Source organism: Erwinia sp. Eh17-17 (assembly GCF_039675725.1).
Lineage (GTDB): Bacteria > Pseudomonadota > Gammaproteobacteria > Enterobacterales > Enterobacteriaceae > Erwinia.
This window is the reverse complement of sequence record NZ_JBDFQT010000003.1, coordinates 264623-283715: the sequence shown is the minus strand read 5'-3', so window position 1 is coordinate 283715 and position 19093 is coordinate 264623. Positions and strand designations below refer to the sequence as shown.

Sequence of the window (19093 nt, the reverse complement as noted above, 5' to 3'; positions counted from 1 at the left end):
CTGGAAGGGATGAACCCAGGTGAATAAGAATCTTTATCGCGTTATTTTCAACAAGGCGCGTGGCCTGTTGATGGTGGTGGCTGAAAACGGCCGTGGTCATGGCAAAGGTCCGGCGGTCAGCGGCGAAGGGCACACGCTCAGTCAGCTGATTGGCCAGCTGTCACCGCTGGCGTTCTTCACTCTGGGCGCACTGGGCATGGTGGCGCTGATGCCGCAGGCACTGGCGGCAGGGATTGTAGCCGACGGCAGCGCGCCGGCAGGCCAGCAGCCGATGATCGGCCAGACCGCCAACGGTACGCCGCAGGTCAATATTCAGGCTCCAAGCGCGGGCGGCGTGTCGCGCAATACCTACAGCCAGTTCGATGTCGATCAGAAAGGCGCGATCCTCAATAACTCCCACCGTAACGTTCAGACGCAGCAGGGCGGCTGGGTTTCCGGCAACCCTTACCTGGCACGCGGTGAGGCCAAGGTGATCCTGAATGAGGTGAACTCACGCGACCCCAGCAAGCTGAACGGTTATGTCGAAGTCGCCGGTCAGAAAGCCCAGGTGGTGATTGCTAACCCCGCCGGGATCACCTGTGCAGGCTGTGGTTTTATCAATGCCAACCGCGCCACGCTGACCACCGGTAAAGCCATCATGCAGGACGGCCAGATTACGGGCTATAAGGTGGACGGCGGCGAAATTGTGGTGCAGGGCACCGGGATGGACAGCAGCCGTCAGGACTACACCGACCTGATCGCCCACACGGTGAAAGTGAACAGCGGTATCTGGGCCAATGACCTGAAGGTCACCACCGGGAAAAACCAGGTCAGCGCCGACGGGGATAGCATCAGCAAAAACGCTGATGCAGACAGCAATAACGAGGCAAAGCCCGCTGTGGCGCTGGATGTGGCACAGCTTGGCGGCATGTATGCCGGGAAAATCCGCCTGATCGGCACCGAAAACGGCGTCGGTGTGCGTAATGCCGGTGCGCTGGGCGCCCAGGCGGGCAGCGTGACGATCAGCGCCGACGGGCGTATCGAAAACAGCGGCACCATCAGCGCCAGTGAAGATGTGCAGGTCAGCGGCCGCGGGCTGGACAACAGCGGTACGCTGCATGCGCGCCGCGATACCAACGCCACCGTCAGCGGTCAGCTGAATAATACCGGTATGATCGTTGCCGCACGCGATACTCAGGTGCGCGCCGCTGCCATCGACAGCGGTAAAACCAGCGTGCTGGGGGCGGGGGTGAACAGTGACGGTACGCTGGGAGAAAGCGGTAATCTGACGCTCAGCAGCAGCGGCAAACTCGCCGGTCACGGCCAGAATCTGGCGGCCGGCAAACTCGACGTGCAGGCGGCAGATATCGACCTCAGCGACAGCCAGAGCAGCGGGGCGGAAGTCGCGCTGACCAGCGGCGGTATGCTGAATAACGATCGCGGCAGCGTCTCGGCACAGCGTGGTGATCTGACCCTGACCAGCGGCCAGCTGAGCAACAGCGGCGGGACGCTGTATGCCGGGCGCGATGTTAACGCCAGCGTCAGCGGCCAGCTCAGCAACGACGGGCTGATTGCCGCCGGGCGCGACGCCCGCGCCAGCGCCGGTGAGCTGAACAGCAGTAAAGATTCGGTGTTCGGCGGCGGGATCAACGCCGACGGCAGCGTGGGGAGCAGCGGGAACCTGACCCTGACCAGCAGCGGTAAACTGGCCAGCCACGGGCAGAACCTGGCCGCTGGCAGACTGGATGTACAGGCCGCAGAGATTGACCTGAGCGACAGCCGCAGCGCGGGATCGGCGGTGGTGGTCACGTCGGCCGGGGCGCTGAATAACGAGCGCGGGATGATCTCCGCGCTGAACGGCGATCTCTCCGTGACCAGCGCGCAGCTGGACAACAACGGCGGACGGCTGGAGTCGGCGGGGAACGTCCAGGTGCGCAGCGCCGGGCTGAACAACGTCGGCGGGACGGTGGTAGGACAGACGCTGTCACTGGATAGCGGCGGCCTGGCGCTGAATAATCAGAACGGCGGTATTGCCGCTGTGGAAGGCGCAACGCTCAATGCGGGCGCGCTCAACAATGAGGGCGGCAAAGTGATTGCCGGGAAAAACCTCAATGCCACCGTGCAGTCTGTGAACGGCAACGGTCAGCTGCTGTCGCTGGGCGATATGCAGCTGGGCGTTAACGGTGATTTCAGCAACAGCGGCAGCACGCTGGCGAATGGCAACCTCGACCTCGCGGTGCAGGGCGCGCTGGATAACAGCGGTGTGCTGGGGGCCGGTCAGCAGTTAGACGTGACGGCGGCCAGCCTCAACAATCAGCAGAGTGGGGATATCAGCGGGCAGAGCACCCACCTGACGACCACCGGCGGCCTGACCAACCGTGGCATCATTGACGGTGTGGAAACGGTGCTGCGTGCGGCCACGCTGACCAACATCGGCAGCGGGCGCATCTATGGCGATCATCTGGCGATCCAGGCGGGCGAGCTGAATAACCTCGATGAAGGCGGCAGTGCGGCCACTCTCGCAGCGCGTCAGCGCCTCGATCTCGGCGTGGGAACGCTGAACAACCGTGCCCACAGCCTGATCTACAGCGGCGGTGATATGTCGATTGGCGGCCAGCTGGATGAGAATTACGCCGCCACCGGGCGCGCCAGCACCATCAATAACCACAGTGCGACCATCGAATCCGCCGGGAATATGCTGATCAACACCGGCACGCTGAACAACATCAACGACCATTTTGCTACTGAGATGGTGCATCTCTCGGACGAGCAGAAAAACGAATACATGGTGGTGTCGCTGAACAACGGCGTGCATTACGGCACCGACGATTACGACATCAGCTTTAATCATGATGAAGTGCAGCACATCTGCATCAGCGGCGTGGTGTGTAATCAGGATCACTACTACCAGTATGAATACATGCAGAGCACCTGGCAGGAGCAGATCACCGAATCCGACCCGGCGCAGATTATTGCGGGCGGTAGCCTGGGGATTAATGCCGACAACACGCTGAACGATAAGAGCCGCATCATCGCCGGGGGCGATCTGCTGGTCAGCAATGCCAACCTGAATAACGTTGAAGTCGCCGGGACGCTGCTGGTGCAGAAAGTGGGCCAGGTGATCGAGTGGGATCGCATCCACAAAAAAGGCCATGATAAGCAGAAGGCCGATGCTTCACCGTATACGCCGCCGGATGAAATCCACGCGATTGCCCTGTCGCCGAGCGTGGCGAAGGGCAATACTCAGGTCACCGGCAGCGCACCGACGCTCAGCGGCAGCAACCTTGCGCTGCTGAACAGTGGCGATCTGGCTTCACTGCCCGGTGGCCAGCGTATTGAGATCGCCGGTAATACCGACGCCACGGTGATCCGCTCCCAGGTGCCGGACACCACCCTGCCGGAAAACAGCCTGTTCAGCACCCTGCCGTCAGTTTCCGGCAGCTACCTGATCGAAACCGATCCGCGTTACACCAACCAGAAAACCTGGCTCAGCTCTGACTTTATGCTGTCTCAGCTCCAGTCCGATCCCGATATCACCCAGAAACGTCTGGGCGACGGTTTCTACGAGCAGCGCCTGGTGCGTGAACAGCTGGTGGAACTGACCGGAGACCGCTACCTGGCCGGATATCAGAGCGATGAAGAGCAGTACAAAGCGCTGATGGAAGCCGGGGTTGCCTTCGGCAAAACCTTCGACCTGGTGCCGGGCGTGGCGCTGACTGCCAGCCAGATGGCCAACATCACCAGTGATATGGTGTGGCTGGTGGCGCGTGACGTGACGCTGGCCGACGGCAGCCGTCAGAGTGTGCTGGTGCCACAGGTTTATGCCCAGGTGAAAAAGGGCGACATCGACGGCAGCGGGGCCCTGCTCGCCGGGCGCAATATCGCCATCGGCGTCAGCGGTAATATGCTCAACTCGGGCCGGGTCAATGCCAGCCAGATGCTGAGTATCAGCGGCGATACCATTACCAACGTCGGCGGCATCATCAGCGGCGGCAAGGTGCAGCTGCTGGCCAGTAATGACCTGACCAACAATGGCGGCCTGATCCAGGCGCAGAATTCGCTGGTAGCCAGCGCCGGGCGTGATCTTAACGTGGTGTCGCAGACCACCCATAGCGAAAGCAGCAACGGCAGCAACAGCTTCAGCCGCGACAGCGTGTCCCGCGTGGCGGGCATGTATGTGCAGCAGGATGACGGCAAGCTGGCCCTGCAGGCGGGGCGCGACGTCAATATGCAGGGCGCGCAGGTGGTGAATTCCGGCGAAAACAGCCAGACCACCGTGCTTGCCGGGCGTGATGTCAACCTGACGGCGGTGCATTCCGGCAGCAGTGACAGGGTAGTGTGGGATAAAGACAACCATCTGAGCCAGAGTACCACCACCGCGCAGGGCAGTGAGATCACCGGCGCTGGCAATGTGCTGGTGCAGGCGGCAAATAATATCACCACGGCGGCGGCTAAGCTGAATGCGGGCAACGCGCTTAACCTGACCGCCGGTAACGACATCAACATCGGCACCGCCGGTGAGGACGCCTCTCTGGATATGGCGTCGAAGGTTAAGGGGTCAGGCTTCCTGTCCAGCAATACCACCAAAACCCGCGCCGGGTTTACCGAAGAGAACGCGGTTGCCAGCAGCCTGGGTGGAAAAAATATCACCCTGATGGCCGGGCACGATCTCGGTGTCAGCGGCAGTAATGTTGCCGCAGATGATTCACTGACGATGAAAGCAGGTAACAATCTGACGGTGGACACGGCTCAGGAGAGCCGCGACGCCTGGGCGATGAAGCAGAAAACCAAGTCCGGCCTGATGAGCAACGGCGGGCTGGGTGTCAACATCGGAACTAACTTCACCAAATCCACCAATGAAACCGTCAGTCTGACGGCCCAGGGCAGCCAGATCGGTTCGGTCAGCGGCGATACCACGATGATTGCCGGTAACGATCTGAAGGTTAAGGGTTCAGAGGTGATCGCCGGTAACGATATCAATCTGATCGGCAAAAACGTGGAAATTGGCTCGGTGGAAAACAGCGCCAGCACGCACAGCACGTCGGAAACGCGCTCCAGCGGCCTGACCCTGGCCCTGTCCGGCGCGGTCGGTGACGCACTGAATACGGCCAACACCATTTCTGAGATGGAAACCGATAAGCAGGACGACCGCGTGGCGCGCCTGCAGCTGGTGAAAGCGGGCCTGGATGGCTATCAGGCTACGCAGGCCATCCGCGGGGCACTGCAGGATCCGACAAATGACAGTTTTGTCGGCATCAGCCTGTCGCTGGGCATGCAGAAAGAACGCAGTGAGAGCCAGAGCGAGCAGATGACTTCGGCGGGCAGCGCCATTCAGGCCGCCCACAATCTGAATATCTTCGCGAACGGCAGCGACGGCGCGACGCAGGATGGCGACATCCTGGTGCAGGGCAGCCAGCTGCAGGCGGGGAATGAGATGCTGTTATCCGCTGCGCGCGATATCAACCTGCTGTCGGCAGAAAACAGCCAGGTCTCCAGCAGCGATAAGAGCAGCGGAGGGGGTTCTGTGGGCGCCAGCATTGGCGCGGGTTCCGGCGGTGTCGGGCTGAGCATCTTTGCCAAAGCCAACAAAGGTAAAGGCAGTGAAGACGGCGACGGTCTGACCCACAGCGAAACCACGCTGGACGCGGGTAACAAGGTGACGCTGCTCAGCGGCCGCGATACCACCCTGACCGGAGCACAGGTCAGCGCGGACCGCATCGTGGCGGATGTCGGGCGCGACCTGACCATCACCAGCGAGCAGGACAGCAATAACTTCAAGTCAAAAGATCAGAAAGTCAGCGGTGGGCTGAGCTTCACCTTTGGGACGATGACCGCCAGCGGCAGCCTGTCGGTCAGCAACGACAAGCTGAAGAGCAACTATGACAGCGTGCAGGAACAGAGCGGCATTTTCGCCGGAGACGGGGGCTATGATGTCACGGTCGGCAATCACACCCAGCTTAACGGGGCGGTGATTGGCAGCACCTCTGAGGCGGCGAACAATCGTCTCGACACCGGCACCCTCGGCTTCAGCGATATTGAAAACCGTGCCGACTATGCCACCTCTGGCGTGAGCGTCGGGCTGACCAGCCAGTTCAAACTGGAAAAAAGCCCCGGGTCATCGGGCGAGGATCAGAATACAGAAAAGACCCCCTACACGCCGAAACTGACTCAGCTGGGGCAGAATATTGCGCCAACCTCGATGTCGGCGGTACAGACCTCCGGCGACGGTTCCAGCACCACCCGTTCGGCCGTATCTGACGGTACGCTGATTGTCCGCAACGCTGACCAGCAGCAGGATGTCAGCACCCTGAGCCGGGATGTGGAACACGCGAATCAGACGCTCAGCCCGATCTTTGATAAGGCGGCGGAACAGAAGCGTCTGCAGAAAGCACAGCTGATCGGCTCGATTGCGTCTTCCACCATGACCACTATCCTTACCGAGCGCCAGCTGTATGCCAACCAGCAGGGCATCGAGGAGGTGGGTGAAAAGCCGGGGGCCAATGCGTCACCGGATCAGCGCAAGGAGTACTGGAATGCGGTGACAAGCAGCAGCGCCTACAAGAAAGCAATGGAAGGCTACGGCCCGGATGATACCTGGGTTAAAGCGGGGAATGCGGCGGTGACGGCGATCGGTGCGCTGGCGGGAGGCGACCCGGCGAAAGCGCTGGCGCAGGCCTCAACGCCTTATCTGGCCGGGGTGATTAAAGACGTCACCTATAACGATCCGAAAAACCCGACTGCTCAGGAGATTGCCACCAATGCCTTCGCCCACGCCATCCTCGGCGGGGTTGTGGCGGAGATGAGCGGGCAGAACGCGCTGGCAGGTGCCGCGGGTGGCGCGGGCGGCGAGCTGGCTATCCGTGCCATTCATAATGCACTGTACCCGGACGTCGCAACGGACCAGCTGGATAATCAGCAGAAAAACACCATTAAGAACCTGGCGCTGATTGCCACCAGTCTGACCGGTGCACTGGTGTCCGGCGATACGGCGGGCGCGGTGGATGCCTATAAAGCCGGCGATAATGCCATGACCAATAACTACCTCAAGCCTGAGCAGATCGACAAGTTTGCCGCGAAGGCGCAGGGGTGTGAGGCGCGCGGTGACTGCGCGACGGTCAGAAAAGAGATGCAGCAACTCAGCCTGAAACAGCAGGATGAGCTGATTGCCGTCTGTGCGACCGATGCGGCAGCCTGTAAGGCCAACTTTGGTGATGTTACCGCTAACGGTATGCTGGTCCGTGAGGCGATCGATCGGGTGCTGGGTTCGGATGATGTGCCGTGGAAGATGAAGAACGACATGTCTGCACTTTTTGCCCAGCAGATGGAGGCCGAAGGCGTGGTGTCCAGCACGCAGTTCGCACAGCAGCTGCAAAGCCGTTACGGTATGGATGCCGATCGCGCGCAGCTTCTGGCGGGTGCAGCGCTGGGGGCGCTGAGTGGCGGAATCAAAGGCACGCGCAGTCCGGTGAGCAGCGGCAAAGGCAGCAGCGCTACGGCGACGCCACCGGTCAACGGCAGCGTGCGCGACCCGGCCCTGCCGCTGGGCAGTAAACAAAATCAGATGAATCAGCCTAAAAACCCGTCTTATCAACCGGTAAGAAACGAGGCTGGCACCATCAGCAACCGCGAGTATTCAGGTCACTCTTTAGATAGAATGCAGGATCGCGGCATCATGCCGTCGGTGGTGGAAAACACCATTAAGACGGGCGTTGCGACCCCAAGCCGGGGAAATACAACGTCGTACTATGATGCCACCAACAATGTTTCGGTCGTAACGAACAGTTCTGGAAAAGTGGTGACGGTGAAATATGGTAAATAAGGCGCAGTTGATCGAACGGGCAGAGCGGGCTTCAGAGGATCTGTTTGCCTGGGCCAGCTTTGTCGCACACACCGAATTTTTGTGGCAGGACAGTGCGCTGGTCACGGACGCGGACGCCTGGCAAAGCCTGTGGTTTGAACTGGAGATCGTCAATGGTCTGGCGCTGGCGGAGTGGGAAGAGCAGGGACGTCCCGCCGACTGGTCGGCAAGCTGGCGTGAAAACTATCAGCAGGATGCCCGCGAGCTGGCCGCTGAACTCCTGGCACTGACTGCCTGATCCCCGATGAGGAGAACGACCGATGTTGCGTAAAACCACCCTGTTCCTGCTGCTGACCTCAGTCAGCGGCTGTAGCCAGTTTCCGCATAATTCCTTTTTCACGCCGCCTGCCGCGGGTGAGAATACCGCCTCGGTGCGTATTGTCGGCGGCACCGAGCAGGCCTCCATTGAGCAGGAGGTCAACGGCCAGAGGACGGGAGGGCTGGTGCGCAGCAGTGAGCTTATCCTGACCCATACTCAGGATCGCGGGATGCCGGTGGCCAGCGATCAGGACAAATCGTCCTGGAGCGACTATTACGAAACCCCGGTAGTGGCAGGCCAGAAAACCATCATTGGCCTGGCCTATGACGGCGGCAACAACCAGTGCAGCAGTACCATGAGCTTTGTGCCGAAGAAGGGGCACTACTATCAGTTCGGCTTGCAGGTTGACGTGCGTCTGCGCCAGTGTCGCGGTTTGCCTTACGAGCTGAAGCAGAACGCTGCAGGGCAGTGGCAGCTGGAGCGCATCAGTGATGTCACCTGGGGAGGGCAATATGGCCATGAAGATGCAAACTGGAAAAAGATGCCGGACAGGCTGGTGCCCCCGTCCCCCCCTGTTGACCTGCGATGAGCCCGGAGACCATCAAACAATCGGTGCTGCAAAGTGCCCGTGGCCTGTCACTCGGCGCGCTCTGGCAGCATATAGAGGTCGAGTGCCGCACGATCCCGGATAACAGCAGCCTGAGAAAAGCGATCTTCTTTGCGCTGTTACGCCAGCAGCTGAAGGGCGGGCAGATCCGCCTGGCAGGCAATGGCCACTTTCTGACCGGGTCGGTTGAGGAGCAGTTACAGCGCCTGGCTGACGCCTGGCCTTCGCCTGATTCAGACGATGAGTCAGACGATGTTGATGACACCGGCCTCTGGTTTCTGGCGAAAGCGCCCGCCGGGCTGGTATGGATCACCCCGGAAGGGCAGGAAGTCTGGACCTGATAACGGCTGACCTATGCACTATCGCTGGATGTTCGCGCTGAGCGCACTGTGGCTCAGTGGCTGTAACCTGCTGCCACAGCAGGAGTTTTTTACCCCGCCCCCGGCAGACGCTGAGGTTGCCGGGCTGCGCATTATGGGTAGCACAGAGAGCAGCGCCCTGTATCAGATGGAGAATGGCAAACTGCATGGCGGCCTGATCCGCAAAAGCAGCCTGATACTGCGCAATACCCAGGACCAGGGAATGCCAAAAGTCAGCGGAAAGGAAGAGACCTACACCAGTGATTATTTCGAAACGCCGGTTTACGCGGGAAGAAAGACCACGGTTTACCACAGCTACCAGCGCGGTAAAAACCGCTGCATGAATATTGTCAGCTTTGTCCCTGAAAAGGGTCACTATTATCAGCTGAGCCAGGCCGTCGACCTGAAAATGTACCGCTGCCGCGCCTGGCCGAATGAGCTGGTCCAGGACGCCCGCGGCCAGTGGGTACTGAAACCCATTGCCAGTGTCACTTACGGCAATAAATATCTGCCGCAGGATGGCGGCTGGCAGGCGATGGTGCCGCTGGTCACGTACTGAACAAAAATAGCACAATCTGTGCCCTGGCGCCCGCCGTTCGCACTGACGATCACCTGCCTTACCGCGAACGCGCCATGATAACGGCTCTGACGATAAATCAAGGAGCGGGCGATGAGTAGTGCAGTGGATGTGGGGTTCACCCACGTAGCGTTTGAAGTGCAGGACTTACAAAAGAGTATCGATTTCTACCAGCGCTATGCCGGGATGCAGGTTGTGCACCGGCGCCAGCCGGGCGTGCCGGAAGCGGAAGAGGTCGCCTGGCTTTCTGACCTTACCCGGCCCTTCGCGCTGGTGCTGGTGCAGACGGCCGTCAGAAGGGACACGCCCCTCGGTCCGTTCGGCCACCTGGGCGTTGCCTGCGCCACGCGTGAGGAGATTGACGTGAAAGTGGCGATGGCCGAAGAGGAAGGGGTGCTGCGCAAGGCGCCCGTCCAGTTCCCTGAGCCGGTTGGCTACTGGGCCTTCTTTGCCGACCCGGACGGCAATACCCTGGAATTGTCGTATGGTCAGCAGGTCGGTTTGCAGGCGACCATCGCCCGCGGGCTTTAGCGGCCACAGGCAGGTGTTACCAGGCTAATTATTAGTCTGGTAACACAATGACACCCTCCTTTACAGTCTGATGAGAAGCCTGACAAAAGCGCCGCAATCAACCTCTGTCTTACATGCTATAAACAAATAATTAACATATTTGTTTGCCTCTAAGACAGGAACCTTCCCTATGTTTAACTGGACCTCTACTCAGCGCAACGTGGCCTTTGCCTGTTTTGGCAGCTGGACACTGGACGCCTTTGACTTCTTTATTCTGGTCTTTGTGCTCAGCGATATTGCGGCGAATTTCCACGTCAGCATCACGGAGGTGTCACTGGCGATTATGCTGACGCTGGCGGTGCGGCCTCTGGGCGCGCTGCTGTTTGGCCGTCTGGCGGAAAAGTACGGTCGCCGTCCTGTTCTGATGGTCAACATCATCGCTTTCACCCTATTTGAACTGCTCTCTGCCTGGTCTCCGACGCTGGTATGGTTCCTGGTTTTCCGCGTGATATACGGGGTGGCAATGGGCGGTGTCTGGGGGGTAGCCTCCTCGCTGGCGATGGAAACGATCCCCGACCGTTCGCGCGGGCTGATGTCCGGGGTGTTCCAGGCGGGGTACCCGTTTGGTTATCTGCTGGCTTCAGTAGTGTTCGGTCTGTGCTACACCCTGGTGGGCTGGCGCGGCATGTTCCTGATTGGCGCGCTGCCGGTGCTGCTGCTGCCGTTTATCTATTTTAAGGTGCCGGAGTCGCCGGTGTGGCTGGCAGCCCGTGAGCGCAGGGAGACGACGGCACTGCTGCCGGTGCTGAAAACTCACTGGAAGCTCTGCGTTTATCTGGTGCTGCTGATGGCCTGCTTCAACTTCTTCAGCCACGGCACGCAGGACCTCTATCCGACCTACCTGAAAGTGCAGCACGGCTTTGATCCGCATACCATCAGCATTATCGCCATCTTCTACAATATTGCGGCGATTCTGGGGGGGATCCTCTTCGGGACGCTGTCTGAGAAAACAGGCCGTAAGAAGGCGATTATGATTGCGGCCTTTCTGGCGTTACTGGTGCTGCCGCTGTGGACGTTTTCCAGCGGTGCATGGATGGTGGGTGTCGGGGCGTTTCTGATGCAGTTTATGGTGCAGGGCGCATGGGGCGTGGTGCCGGGATGGCTGACCGAGCTGGTTCCGGCCAGTGCGCGTGCGGTGCTGCCGGGGTTTGTCTATCAGCTGGGCAACCTGGTGGCTTCGGTCAACGCCACGCTGCAATCCAGAATCGCCTCAGCCCATGGCAATAACTATGGCCTGGCGATGGCGATAGTTGCCGGTACGGTGGCGGTACTGATCTGCCTGATTGTGGCTTTTGGCCGCGAAACGCGTGGCGTCAAAATTTCCGGGGAACCGTAATCATGCGTAGGAGGGACTCTCTTTTCCGGTCCACCCGTTGATGTTGAGGTTGCCAGGCGTAACGATCAGAAAAGCGCTCGCCCCCTACAGGTTCATGGGCGGTTGGCAGACATCGACCCACTCGGCATCGGTCAGCTGCGCCAGCTGTTCCGGGGAGATCCGGACCGCGCTGTGGATTGCGCCAGCGGCAGGCAGCACTTCCTGATAGCTTTTGAGCGAAACGTCGCAGTAGACCGTGAGCGGGTTTTCCAGACCAAACGGGCAGACGCCGCCCACCGGGTGTCCGGTCCAGCTCACCACTTCATCTGTGTTCAGCATGCGGGCTTTCGCCCCGAGGGTTTCTTTCAGCTTGCGGTTGTCCAGCCGGGCATCGCCGCGCGTGACAATCAATACCACGCGGTCTTTGACTTTCAACGACAGGGTTTTGGCTATCTGACCCGGTTCAACCTGATGAGCCGCAGCGGCAAGGGCCACGGTGGCGGTGCTTTCTGACAGTTCAATGATGTCAATTTCGGGTGCGCGATCGGCAAAAAACTGCCGTACTGACTCCAGACTCATGCTTATCTCCTGCGATTTGAGGAGATAAACCTGCCACATTGTTAGCAATCTGTAAACGCGAATAGTCCTTTTTATAAAGAAATAAACTAGATTATTAATCGGTCGCAAACGGCTTTTTAAGACAGGGCCTTATTTATGGCTGACCTGCCGCGAATTTGTATTAAATAAATGCTTAAGTTTTTAAAATGAATGGCCCTCAGAAAGGCCATTTCATTTTTACAGCGCGTCGGCCGCCTGGCTGAGCGGATGTTTAAGCCGGTCCTGATGAGAGAGGATGGTATTACGGCCCTGACTTTTTGCCAGATATAATGCACGGTCGGCATTGGCCAGCGCATTGTCAAAATCGTCTTCAATCAGCGGAGCAATACCGGCGCTAATGGTGACATGAGTCGCTACCCTTTCATTAAAGCGGTGTGGGATCTCCAGATCCAACACGTACTGACGAATACGCTCGGCCAGTTTCATGGCGATCGACTCATTCACGTTGGTCAGTAATACCAGGAACTCCTCGCCGCCGTAACGCGTGACAATATCGCGTGAGCGTACCGCGTCGCGAATCGCCACGGATACCCGCGCCAGCGCCTGGTCACCCATCGCATGCCCATAGTTGTCGTTGTAGGCTTTAAAATGATCAATATCCAGCAGCAGCACAAAGTGGCTGCCTGCATGATTATCCAGAATATTTTCCAGCCGGTTCTTCAACCCGCGACGATTATATAAACCGGTTAGCGGGTCGAGCATACTCAGGTCGCTGTAGGTCTCTTTCTCTTCGTACAGCTGGCTCACCAGGCGGCGGGTGAAGTTATCTCGCCGCCGTTGCATCAGGTGGTGCAGCGTAAAACCAAACAGCGGCAGGGTGATGGTAAACAGCAGCACCAGCGTGTTATGACCGTGATCGAGCGTCAGCACTGCCACCGATGCCGGGGTGGTATGCAGGCAAAATGCGAGCAGATGGTCGCCCAGCGCAATGGCACTGATGAAGAAGACGCTGACCAGCGCTATCAGCAGATAGCTGCCATCAAAATAAAAATTCTGGTGATACTTCACCACAATTTGCCATGCCCAAAGTAATCCGGTCAGCAGGGCCGCAATATTTAATAGGGGAAATTTACCTAAAGGTTTTAAAACCATCCATGTTAATAACATTAAGCTCAATACTATAATGATTGCCGTAGGGGCAGTGACCATTGTCATGGTAAGACTATTAACGTTAAGCATGCAAAATGCTGCGCTAGCTGTGTTTAAAAAAAGAAATAGCATCAGCGACAGCCGATGCTTGCTGTGAAGCAATTCATCGTAGCTTTGTAATTTCATTATAGTTACTCGTGACCGCCCTGAAATATCAAAGAACTACCATATTGAAATGGCAGATATTTCGTAATTGGAATAGTTTAGAGCTGTTATTATTAGATTTTTCTGAATAGTGTTCGCTGCCAATCTACCACTTTAAGGTGAGGCTGTCATCCGCAGGCATAAATTTTCAACAATGTTGCTGCAAAGTGATAAAAACTATCATATGCTATTGGTAATCATTATCATTTGAGACTGTGTGGATACATCTTCTGGGGGTGGCAGAATGAGAGGGATAAGGCTGGAGAGTGGCTGGGGCGCACTGGTGCCCTGCATGATGATGCCGCTGGTGGCTCTGATGGAGCTGTCTTTCAGTGAGTGGCGCGTGCTGATGGTCGTGGCGTTCCTGGCGACCGTGGTGATGCTGTACCATAAACGTCTGCGCCATTATATGCTGCTGCCTTCCGGTATTGCGCTGGTCGGTGCGCTGACGGCAATCTCAGTGAATTTTACGCGGCTGTGATCAATAAAGACGTGCAGAATTAAACGGCATAACAGGGCGTGTTTTGTTATCAGAGAAGGACGGGCTGAAAAGAGGGAGTCGGTATGAGCTTACTGCAGAGGGATTCAACATGGTGCGAAGAGAGGGACTTGAACCCTCACGTCCGTTAAGACACTAACACCTGAAGCTAGCGCGTCTACCAATTCCGCCACCTTCGCGTCCTGTTGAACTGTCTATTCATATCACCGCATTTGGTGCGAAGAGAGGGACTTGAACCCTCACGTCCGTTAGGACACTAACACCTGAAGCTAGCGCGTCTACCAATTCCGCCACCTTCGCGCAGATGCTGCGTAATATGAACAACGTGGTTTTTGGTGCGAAGAGAGGGACTTGAACCCTCACGTCCGTTAAGACACTAACACCTGAAGCTAGCGCGTCTACCAATTCCGCCACCTTCGCATACCCGCAACATAACAACGTTATATCGCAACCACGGAGGCGCATTCTAGAGGTTTTACCAGGGACGTCAACAGTTATTTCTTATTGTTGAAACAACAGCCTGGAAAAGAACCGGTTTGGCCTGCGGGGCGACCGAAAAAAGGCCGACCCCGACAGAAAGAGAGCTTATTTCTTCGGTGGGCGGCTCTTAACGGCGCGGTACACCTTGAAGCGGCCGTTCTGTAACAGCACTTCATGGCTGCCGAAGGTTTCATCCAGCACCTGCGGATAAGGCAGGAAGGCATTGGCGACGATACGCAGCTCTCCGCCGGTATTCAGGTGCGTGATTGCCCCACGGATCAGCGTCTGTGCCGCATCAAGGCTGGTCTGAACACCATCATGGAACGGTGGGTTAGACAGGATCATGTCAAAGCGCCCTGGAATGTCGGAATAGACATTACTGGCGAACACCTCCCCTTCCAGCTGGTTGGCCGCCAGCGTGGCTTTACTCGCTTCAATCGCTGCCGCGTTCACGTCGGTCAGCGTCAGGCGTACCTTCGGTGAGTGTGTGGCGAGCAGCGCCCCAATCACGCCTGCGCCACAGCCCATATCCAGCACTTTACCCTTGGTGTGCGGCTTGAGGGTGGAAAGCAGCAGCTGGCTGCCGATATCCAGCGCATCGCGACTGAAGACACCCGGCAGCGTTTTGATGGTGAGATCGCCCAGCGGGTATTCGTCCCAGAAGCTGTCCACATCGAAAGTGGGCTGTTTATCAAGACGGCCATGATAAAGTCCACAGCGGCGGGCGCTGTCGATTTTGGTGACGGTCGCCCAGCCTTCCAGCATCTGCTCTGCGCTGCGCACGCCGCTGCGGTTTTCACCGATGACGAAAATATCGCAACCTACCGGCAGCAGGGACAGCAGGTTTTGCAGCTGGAACTGCGCTTCCGGTTTGTTTTTTGGCCAGTAATAGACCAGGGTGTCGCAGTCGGCGGCCACCTCAGCAGTGGCAGCCAGGCCATAATGGGCGTTTTCCCCAAGGGCACGGCTGAGGATCTGCCAGTGATGGTATTGCTGGGTATGTACCCGGCTCAGCGCCGTTTCCAGCTGGGCGGGCAGGTCATCCTGCAGGTCACCAGCAAACAGCACGCGGCGTTCAGTAAACTCATCACTATGGCGCAGTATCACTTCACTGGCCGGGGTAAATGCGGACATCGATGGCTCCTTATAAATCAGAGCCGCGATTATACCCTGCATGCCTGAAGCTGCAACTGCGTTAGCCGCGTCGTTTGTTGGCGCAGTTTCGAGGGATTTGCTAGCATGACGGCGCAATCAGGCGACCAGACAGGAAAAAAAGATGTCTTCCAGACGTGACTGGTTATTACAGCAAATGGGCATAACGCAGTATACGCTGCGGCGTCCGCGTGCCCTGCAGGGCGAGATTGCGGTGACGTTACCCGCAGAGACCCGGCTGGTGATTGTGGCGGAAACGCCCCCGGCGCTGGACGATCCGCTGGTAAAAGATGTGCTGCGCGCCCTGGAATTGCAGGACGCGCAGGTGCAGGTGCTCACCCCCGATCGGCTGGCGATGCTGCCGGACGATGCCTGCTGCCACAGCTGGCGTTTAGGACTTGATGCCCCGGTGCCACTGGCCGGAACCCAACTGGCTTCGCCACTGCTGGCGGAGCTCTATCACAATGCCGACGCCAAACGGGCGCTCTGGCTGCAGATTTGCCAACATGAATCAGATTTCTTTACTCACAACGCACGATCTTGAACAGGCGTTTGCCATTGAGCAGCGCAGTCACGCTTTTCCCTGGTCTGAAAAAACCTTCACCAGCAATCAGGGGGAGCGCTATCTCAATTTCCGCCTGACGGTGGCAGGGGAGATGGCGGCATTTGCCATAACGCAGACGGTGCTGGATGAAGCCACGCTGTTTAATCTGGCGGTGGATCCGGCGTATCAACGCCGTGGCCTGGGGCGACAGCTGTTGCAGCACCTGATTAGCGAGCTGGAACAGCGCGGCGTACTGACGCTGTGGCTGGAGGTGCGTGCCTCCAATCATGCCGCGATAGCGCTGTATGAACAGCTGGATTTCAATGAGGTCTCTGTCCGTCGTAACTATTACCCGGCGGCAGATGGCGGTAAAGAAGACGCGATCATGATGGCGTTAACTATTTAACAGGGAACTGACCGATGCTTAAAAACTGGGACTGGATTTTATTTGACGCTGACGAAACGCTGTTCCACTTCGATGCGTTTGCCGGTTTGCAGCGTCTGTTTCAGCGGTACGATGTGCCATTCAGCCGCACCGATTACGAAGAGTATCAGGCCATTAACCAGCCGCTGTGGGTGGATTATCAGAACGGGGCTATCAGCGCGTTGCAGCTTCAGCATCAGCGCTTTGAGAGCTGGGCGGCGAAGCTTGACGTGACGGCTCACGATCTGAATAAGGGTTTTCTGGAGGCGATGTCGGAGATCTGTACGCCGCTGGCCGGGGCCGTCGGGCTGCTTAACGCGCTGAAGGGCAGGGTGAAAATGGGCATTATCACCAATGGCTTTACGGCGCTGCAGCAGGCGCGTCTGGAACATACCGGCTTCCTGGGCGTGTTCGATCTGCTGGTGATTTCTGAGCAGGTGGGTTATGCCAAACCTCATCCGGCGATCTTTGACTATGCGTTAAACCAGATGGGCAACCCGGCGCGCGAGCGCGTGATGATGGTGGGAGATAACCCCGATTCGGACATTCTGGGCGGCATCAATGCCGGTATGGCGACCTGCTGGCTGAATGCCGACGGGCGTGCGCAGCCGGAAGGCATTAAGCCGACCTGGCAGGTGACGTCTCTGAAGGAGTTACAGGATAAGCTGTTGGGCTGACCGCAATACAGGATCCGCCACTGCGGCTGGCAGAGTCTGCCGGAAGGGCGGACCGCAACAAACGGTCCGCCCCCGGTTCAGGTTACAGTCCCAGCTTAGCAAAATCCGCCGCGTCGTGGCGCTCTGGCAGCTGCTCGTTCTCCGGCCCCCAGGTGCGGTTGACGATGCGACCGCGTTTTACCGCCGGGCGGGCTGCCACTTCATCGGTCCAGCGCAGTAGATTTTTATAGGAACCGGCATCCAGGAATTCTGCCGCCTCATAGGCCAGCCCCTTCACCAGCATGCCGTACCACGGCCACACCGCCATATCGGCAATGGTGTAATTCTCTCCGGCTATGTAACGATGTTTCGCCAGCTGCTGGTCGAGCAGGTCGAGCTGTCGCTTGGCTTCCATGGTAAAGCGGTCGATGGCGTATTCGATTTTCACCGGCGCATAGTGGTAGAAGTGACCAAAGCCGCCGCCCAGATACGGTGCTGCGCCCTGAAGCCAGAACAGCCAGTTCAGCGTCTCGGTGCGCGCTGCCGGCTCTTTTGGCAGGAAGTGACCAAATTTCTCGGCCAGATAAAGCAGGATCGCGCCGGACTCAAATACGCGCGTGCCGGGAACGGTGCTGGTGTCGAGCAGCGCCGGGATCTTCGAGTTCGGGTTAACCGCAACAAAACCGGAGGAGAACTGCTCGCTGTCGCCGATGCGGATCAGATGCGCATCGTACTCCGCTTCCTGCACGTTCAGCGCCAGCAGCTCTTCCAGCAGAATAGTGACCTTCTGCCCGTTGGGTGTGCCCATCGAATAGAGCTGTAGCGGGTGTTTGCCCACCGGCAGGTCTGCGTCAAAACGTGCGCCAGCCGTCGGGCGGTTGATGCTGCCCCAGGTGCCGCCGAGGCCCTTGTTTTCGCTCCAGACTTTTGCTGGTTGATACTCTTTATCGCTCATAACTTAACGCCCCATTTTCCAGTCATAAATGTGAAGTAACGCACTAAACGTAGTGGCATTCGTCGCGAAACGCGATTAGGTATAGCATTGCACGTGCGACGGCGCTTATCCGCAAAGAGCACAATTAAACAAGAAGGGCATAGAATGGATCAAACGGAACTGCAGGCCGCCGGGCTTACCCTTAGCGATGCGGGGCGCATCTGCTGCGCCTGGCAGCCCGGGATGCCGGAGTATCACGACCGCGAGTGGGGGCGGGTGGTGGTAGATGACATCATGCTGTTTGAGAAAGTGTGCCTGGAAGGGTTCCTCTCCGGCATGTCGTGGAAGATGATTTACAATAAACGCGCAAATTTCCGCCGTGCCTTTGCCGGGTTTGATTTTCGCACCGTGGCGCGTTTCAACGATGACGATATTGCCCGGCTGATGGCGGATAAAGGCATTGTGCGCAACCGCGCTAAAATCGTCTCCACGATCAATAACGCGCAGCGTGCTATCGAACTGGTGAATGAAGCCGGGTCGCTGGCGGCGTGGTTCTGGCAGTTTGAGCCTGCCCCGGATCAGCGTCCGGCCAGCATTGACCTGTCATTCTGGCAAACGGTGAAGACCTGTCCGCAAGCGCAAGCGATGTCAAAAGCCCTGAAAAAACGCGGCTGGACCTGGGTCGGTCCGGTAGCGACCTATTCACTAATGCAGGCGCTGGGGCTGGTTAACGATCACCTTGAAGGCTGCTGCTGCCGCGCAGAATGTGAAGCGGAACGGGCGCAGTTAATCAGGCCTCGCTGAACAGAAGGAGCGGCCGGCTGTTGTACTTTCGTTCGAATAAGCGCCGGTCGATCATTGTGTATGGGGCCGGGATAAGCGAAAATGCCGACCATTATTGATTAATCGGCTGTGAATCCCGTTGCGCGCGCTCTGCCGCACGGCGGCGCAGCGCCAAACCAGAAGAAG

General features: G+C 58.1%; 16 protein-coding genes and 3 tRNA genes. 12 read left to right on the top strand and 7 right to left on the bottom strand.

Going from position 1 to position 19093, the window contains the following annotated elements; all coding sequences use genetic code 11:
- Window positions 1-19: 19 nt before the first annotated feature.
- From ABEH87_RS11190 to ABEH87_RS11160, 7 genes are all read left to right on the top strand, one after another.
- Window positions 20-7798: a hemagglutinin repeat-containing protein gene (locus tag ABEH87_RS11190; RefSeq protein ID WP_346576455.1), complete on the top strand. Its 7779-nt coding sequence runs from the start codon at window positions 20-22 to the stop codon at window positions 7796-7798.
- Entirely contained in the window at window positions 7788-8075 is a 288-nt protein-coding gene (locus ABEH87_RS11185) for a hypothetical protein (protein WP_346576454.1), read from the top strand. Before ABEH87_RS11190 ends, ABEH87_RS11185 begins: the two co-directional genes overlap by 11 nt.
- Before the next feature lie 22 nt (window positions 8076-8097).
- A complete protein-coding gene (locus tag ABEH87_RS11180) occupies window positions 8098-8685 on the top strand; it encodes a hypothetical protein (protein WP_346576453.1) in 588 nt (195 codons plus the stop codon).
- The gene (locus ABEH87_RS11175) at window positions 8682-9044 is read left to right on the top strand and encodes a DUF596 domain-containing protein (RefSeq protein ID WP_346576452.1); all 363 of its coding nucleotides are present in this window, start codon (window positions 8682-8684) and stop codon (window positions 9042-9044) included. The genes ABEH87_RS11180 and ABEH87_RS11175 overlap by 4 nt, the downstream gene beginning before the upstream one ends.
- 13 nt (window positions 9045-9057) lie before the next feature.
- Window positions 9058-9621 (top strand): hypothetical protein, encoded by a 564-nt coding sequence (locus ABEH87_RS11170; RefSeq protein ID WP_346576451.1) that lies wholly within the window; start codon window positions 9058-9060, stop codon window positions 9619-9621.
- 111 nt (window positions 9622-9732) lie between these two features.
- The gene (locus tag ABEH87_RS11165) at window positions 9733-10170 is read left to right on the top strand and encodes a VOC family protein (RefSeq protein WP_346576450.1); all 438 of its coding nucleotides are present in this window, start codon (window positions 9733-9735) and stop codon (window positions 10168-10170) included.
- Between the two features lie 169 nt (window positions 10171-10339).
- Window positions 10340-11545: an MFS transporter gene (locus ABEH87_RS11160; RefSeq protein ID WP_346576449.1), complete on the top strand. Its 1206-nt coding sequence runs from the start codon at window positions 10340-10342 to the stop codon at window positions 11543-11545.
- 84 nt (window positions 11546-11629) lie between these two features.
- Here ABEH87_RS11160 and ABEH87_RS11155 read toward each other — a convergent pair whose 3' ends face one another.
- Complete coding sequence (locus ABEH87_RS11155) at window positions 11630-12103, bottom strand: YbaK/EbsC family protein (RefSeq protein WP_346576448.1); 474 nt, start codon at window positions 12101-12103, stop codon at window positions 11630-11632.
- Window positions 12104-12319: 216 nt separating this feature from the next.
- Window positions 12320-13417 (bottom strand): diguanylate cyclase, encoded by a 1098-nt coding sequence (locus tag ABEH87_RS11150; protein WP_346576447.1) that lies wholly within the window; start codon window positions 13415-13417, stop codon window positions 12320-12322.
- A gap of 262 nt (window positions 13418-13679) precedes the next feature.
- Here ABEH87_RS11150 and ABEH87_RS11145 point away from each other — a divergent pair, with 262 nt between their 5' ends.
- Window positions 13680-13916: a DUF1435 domain-containing protein gene (locus ABEH87_RS11145; RefSeq protein WP_346576446.1), complete on the top strand. Its 237-nt coding sequence runs from the start codon at window positions 13680-13682 to the stop codon at window positions 13914-13916.
- Between the two features lie 110 nt (window positions 13917-14026).
- On the opposite strand, the gene ABEH87_RS11140 is transcribed toward ABEH87_RS11145, so the two are convergent.
- The 4 genes from ABEH87_RS11140 to rsmC all read right to left on the bottom strand — a co-directional run bounded on the left by ABEH87_RS11140 (window position 14027) and on the right by rsmC (window position 15548).
- A tRNA-Leu gene (locus tag ABEH87_RS11140) sits at window positions 14027-14113 on the bottom strand.
- Window positions 14114-14147: 34 nt separating this feature from the next.
- Window positions 14148-14234: transfer RNA gene (locus ABEH87_RS11135), tRNA-Leu, on the bottom strand.
- Window positions 14235-14267: 33 nt separating this feature from the next.
- Window positions 14268-14354, bottom strand: a tRNA-Leu gene (locus tag ABEH87_RS11130).
- 165 nt (window positions 14355-14519) lie between these two features.
- Window positions 14520-15548: a 16S rRNA (guanine(1207)-N(2))-methyltransferase RsmC gene (rsmC, locus tag ABEH87_RS11125; protein ID WP_346576445.1), complete on the bottom strand. Its 1029-nt coding sequence runs from the start codon at window positions 15546-15548 to the stop codon at window positions 14520-14522.
- 142 nt (window positions 15549-15690) lie between these two features.
- On the opposite strand from rsmC, the gene ABEH87_RS11120 reads away from it, so the two are divergent.
- Genes ABEH87_RS11120 through yjjG form a run of 3 tightly spaced genes read left to right on the top strand, consistent with a single transcriptional unit; the run spans window position 15691 to window position 17211 of the window.
- Window positions 15691-16110: a DNA polymerase III subunit psi gene (locus tag ABEH87_RS11120; protein ID WP_346576444.1), complete on the top strand. Its 420-nt coding sequence runs from the start codon at window positions 15691-15693 to the stop codon at window positions 16108-16110.
- Entirely contained in the window at window positions 16073-16516 is a 444-nt protein-coding gene (rimI, locus tag ABEH87_RS11115) for a ribosomal protein S18-alanine N-acetyltransferase (protein WP_346576443.1), read from the top strand. The genes ABEH87_RS11120 and rimI overlap by 38 nt, the downstream gene beginning before the upstream one ends.
- Before the next feature lie 14 nt (window positions 16517-16530).
- Window positions 16531-17211, top strand: coding sequence for a pyrimidine 5'-nucleotidase (gene yjjG / locus ABEH87_RS11110; protein WP_346576442.1), 681 nt, complete (start codon window positions 16531-16533; stop codon window positions 17209-17211).
- 82 nt (window positions 17212-17293) lie between these two features.
- Here the strand turns inward: yjjG and yghU are convergent, their stop codons facing one another.
- Complete coding sequence (gene yghU / locus ABEH87_RS11105; protein ID WP_346576441.1) at window positions 17294-18145, bottom strand: glutathione-dependent disulfide-bond oxidoreductase; 852 nt, start codon at window positions 18143-18145, stop codon at window positions 17294-17296.
- 144 nt (window positions 18146-18289) lie between these two features.
- Between yghU and ABEH87_RS11100 the strand changes: the two genes are divergently transcribed.
- Window positions 18290-18928 (top strand): DNA-3-methyladenine glycosylase I, encoded by a 639-nt coding sequence (locus ABEH87_RS11100; protein ID WP_346576440.1) that lies wholly within the window; start codon window positions 18290-18292, stop codon window positions 18926-18928.
- Window positions 18929-19093 lie beyond the last annotated feature (165 nt).

Excerpts from the sequence above, each read along its gene's own strand:
- ABEH87_RS11185 (WP_346576454.1), top strand. The coding sequence starts at position 7,788 with ATGGTAAATAAGGCGCAGTTGATCGAACGGGCAGAGCGGGCTTCAGAG.
- ABEH87_RS11180 (WP_346576453.1), top strand. The coding sequence starts at position 8,098 with ATGTTGCGTAAAACCACCCTGTTCCTGCTGCTGACCTCAGTCAGCGGC.
- ABEH87_RS11175 (WP_346576452.1), top strand. The coding sequence starts at position 8,682 with ATGAGCCCGGAGACCATCAAACAATCGGTGCTGCAAAGTGCCCGTGGC.
- ABEH87_RS11170 (WP_346576451.1), top strand. The coding sequence starts at position 9,058 with ATGCACTATCGCTGGATGTTCGCGCTGAGCGCACTGTGGCTCAGTGGC.
- ABEH87_RS11165 (WP_346576450.1), top strand. The coding sequence starts at position 9,733 with ATGAGTAGTGCAGTGGATGTGGGGTTCACCCACGTAGCGTTTGAAGTG.
- ABEH87_RS11160 (WP_346576449.1), top strand. The coding sequence starts at position 10,340 with ATGTTTAACTGGACCTCTACTCAGCGCAACGTGGCCTTTGCCTGTTTT.
- ABEH87_RS11155 (WP_346576448.1), bottom strand. The coding sequence starts at position 12,103 with ATGAGTCTGGAGTCAGTACGGCAGTTTTTTGCCGATCGCGCACCCGAA.
- ABEH87_RS11150 (WP_346576447.1), bottom strand. The coding sequence starts at position 13,417 with ATGAAATTACAAAGCTACGATGAATTGCTTCACAGCAAGCATCGGCTG.
- ABEH87_RS11145 (WP_346576446.1), top strand. The coding sequence starts at position 13,680 with ATGAGAGGGATAAGGCTGGAGAGTGGCTGGGGCGCACTGGTGCCCTGC.
- rsmC (WP_346576445.1), bottom strand. The coding sequence starts at position 15,548 with ATGTCCGCATTTACCCCGGCCAGTGAAGTGATACTGCGCCATAGTGAT.
- ABEH87_RS11120 (WP_346576444.1), top strand. The coding sequence starts at position 15,691 with ATGTCTTCCAGACGTGACTGGTTATTACAGCAAATGGGCATAACGCAG.
- rimI (WP_346576443.1), top strand. The coding sequence starts at position 16,073 with ATGAATCAGATTTCTTTACTCACAACGCACGATCTTGAACAGGCGTTT.
- yjjG (WP_346576442.1), top strand. The coding sequence starts at position 16,531 with ATGCTTAAAAACTGGGACTGGATTTTATTTGACGCTGACGAAACGCTG.
- yghU (WP_346576441.1), bottom strand. The coding sequence starts at position 18,145 with ATGAGCGATAAAGAGTATCAACCAGCAAAAGTCTGGAGCGAAAACAAG.
- ABEH87_RS11100 (WP_346576440.1), top strand. The coding sequence starts at position 18,290 with ATGGATCAAACGGAACTGCAGGCCGCCGGGCTTACCCTTAGCGATGCG.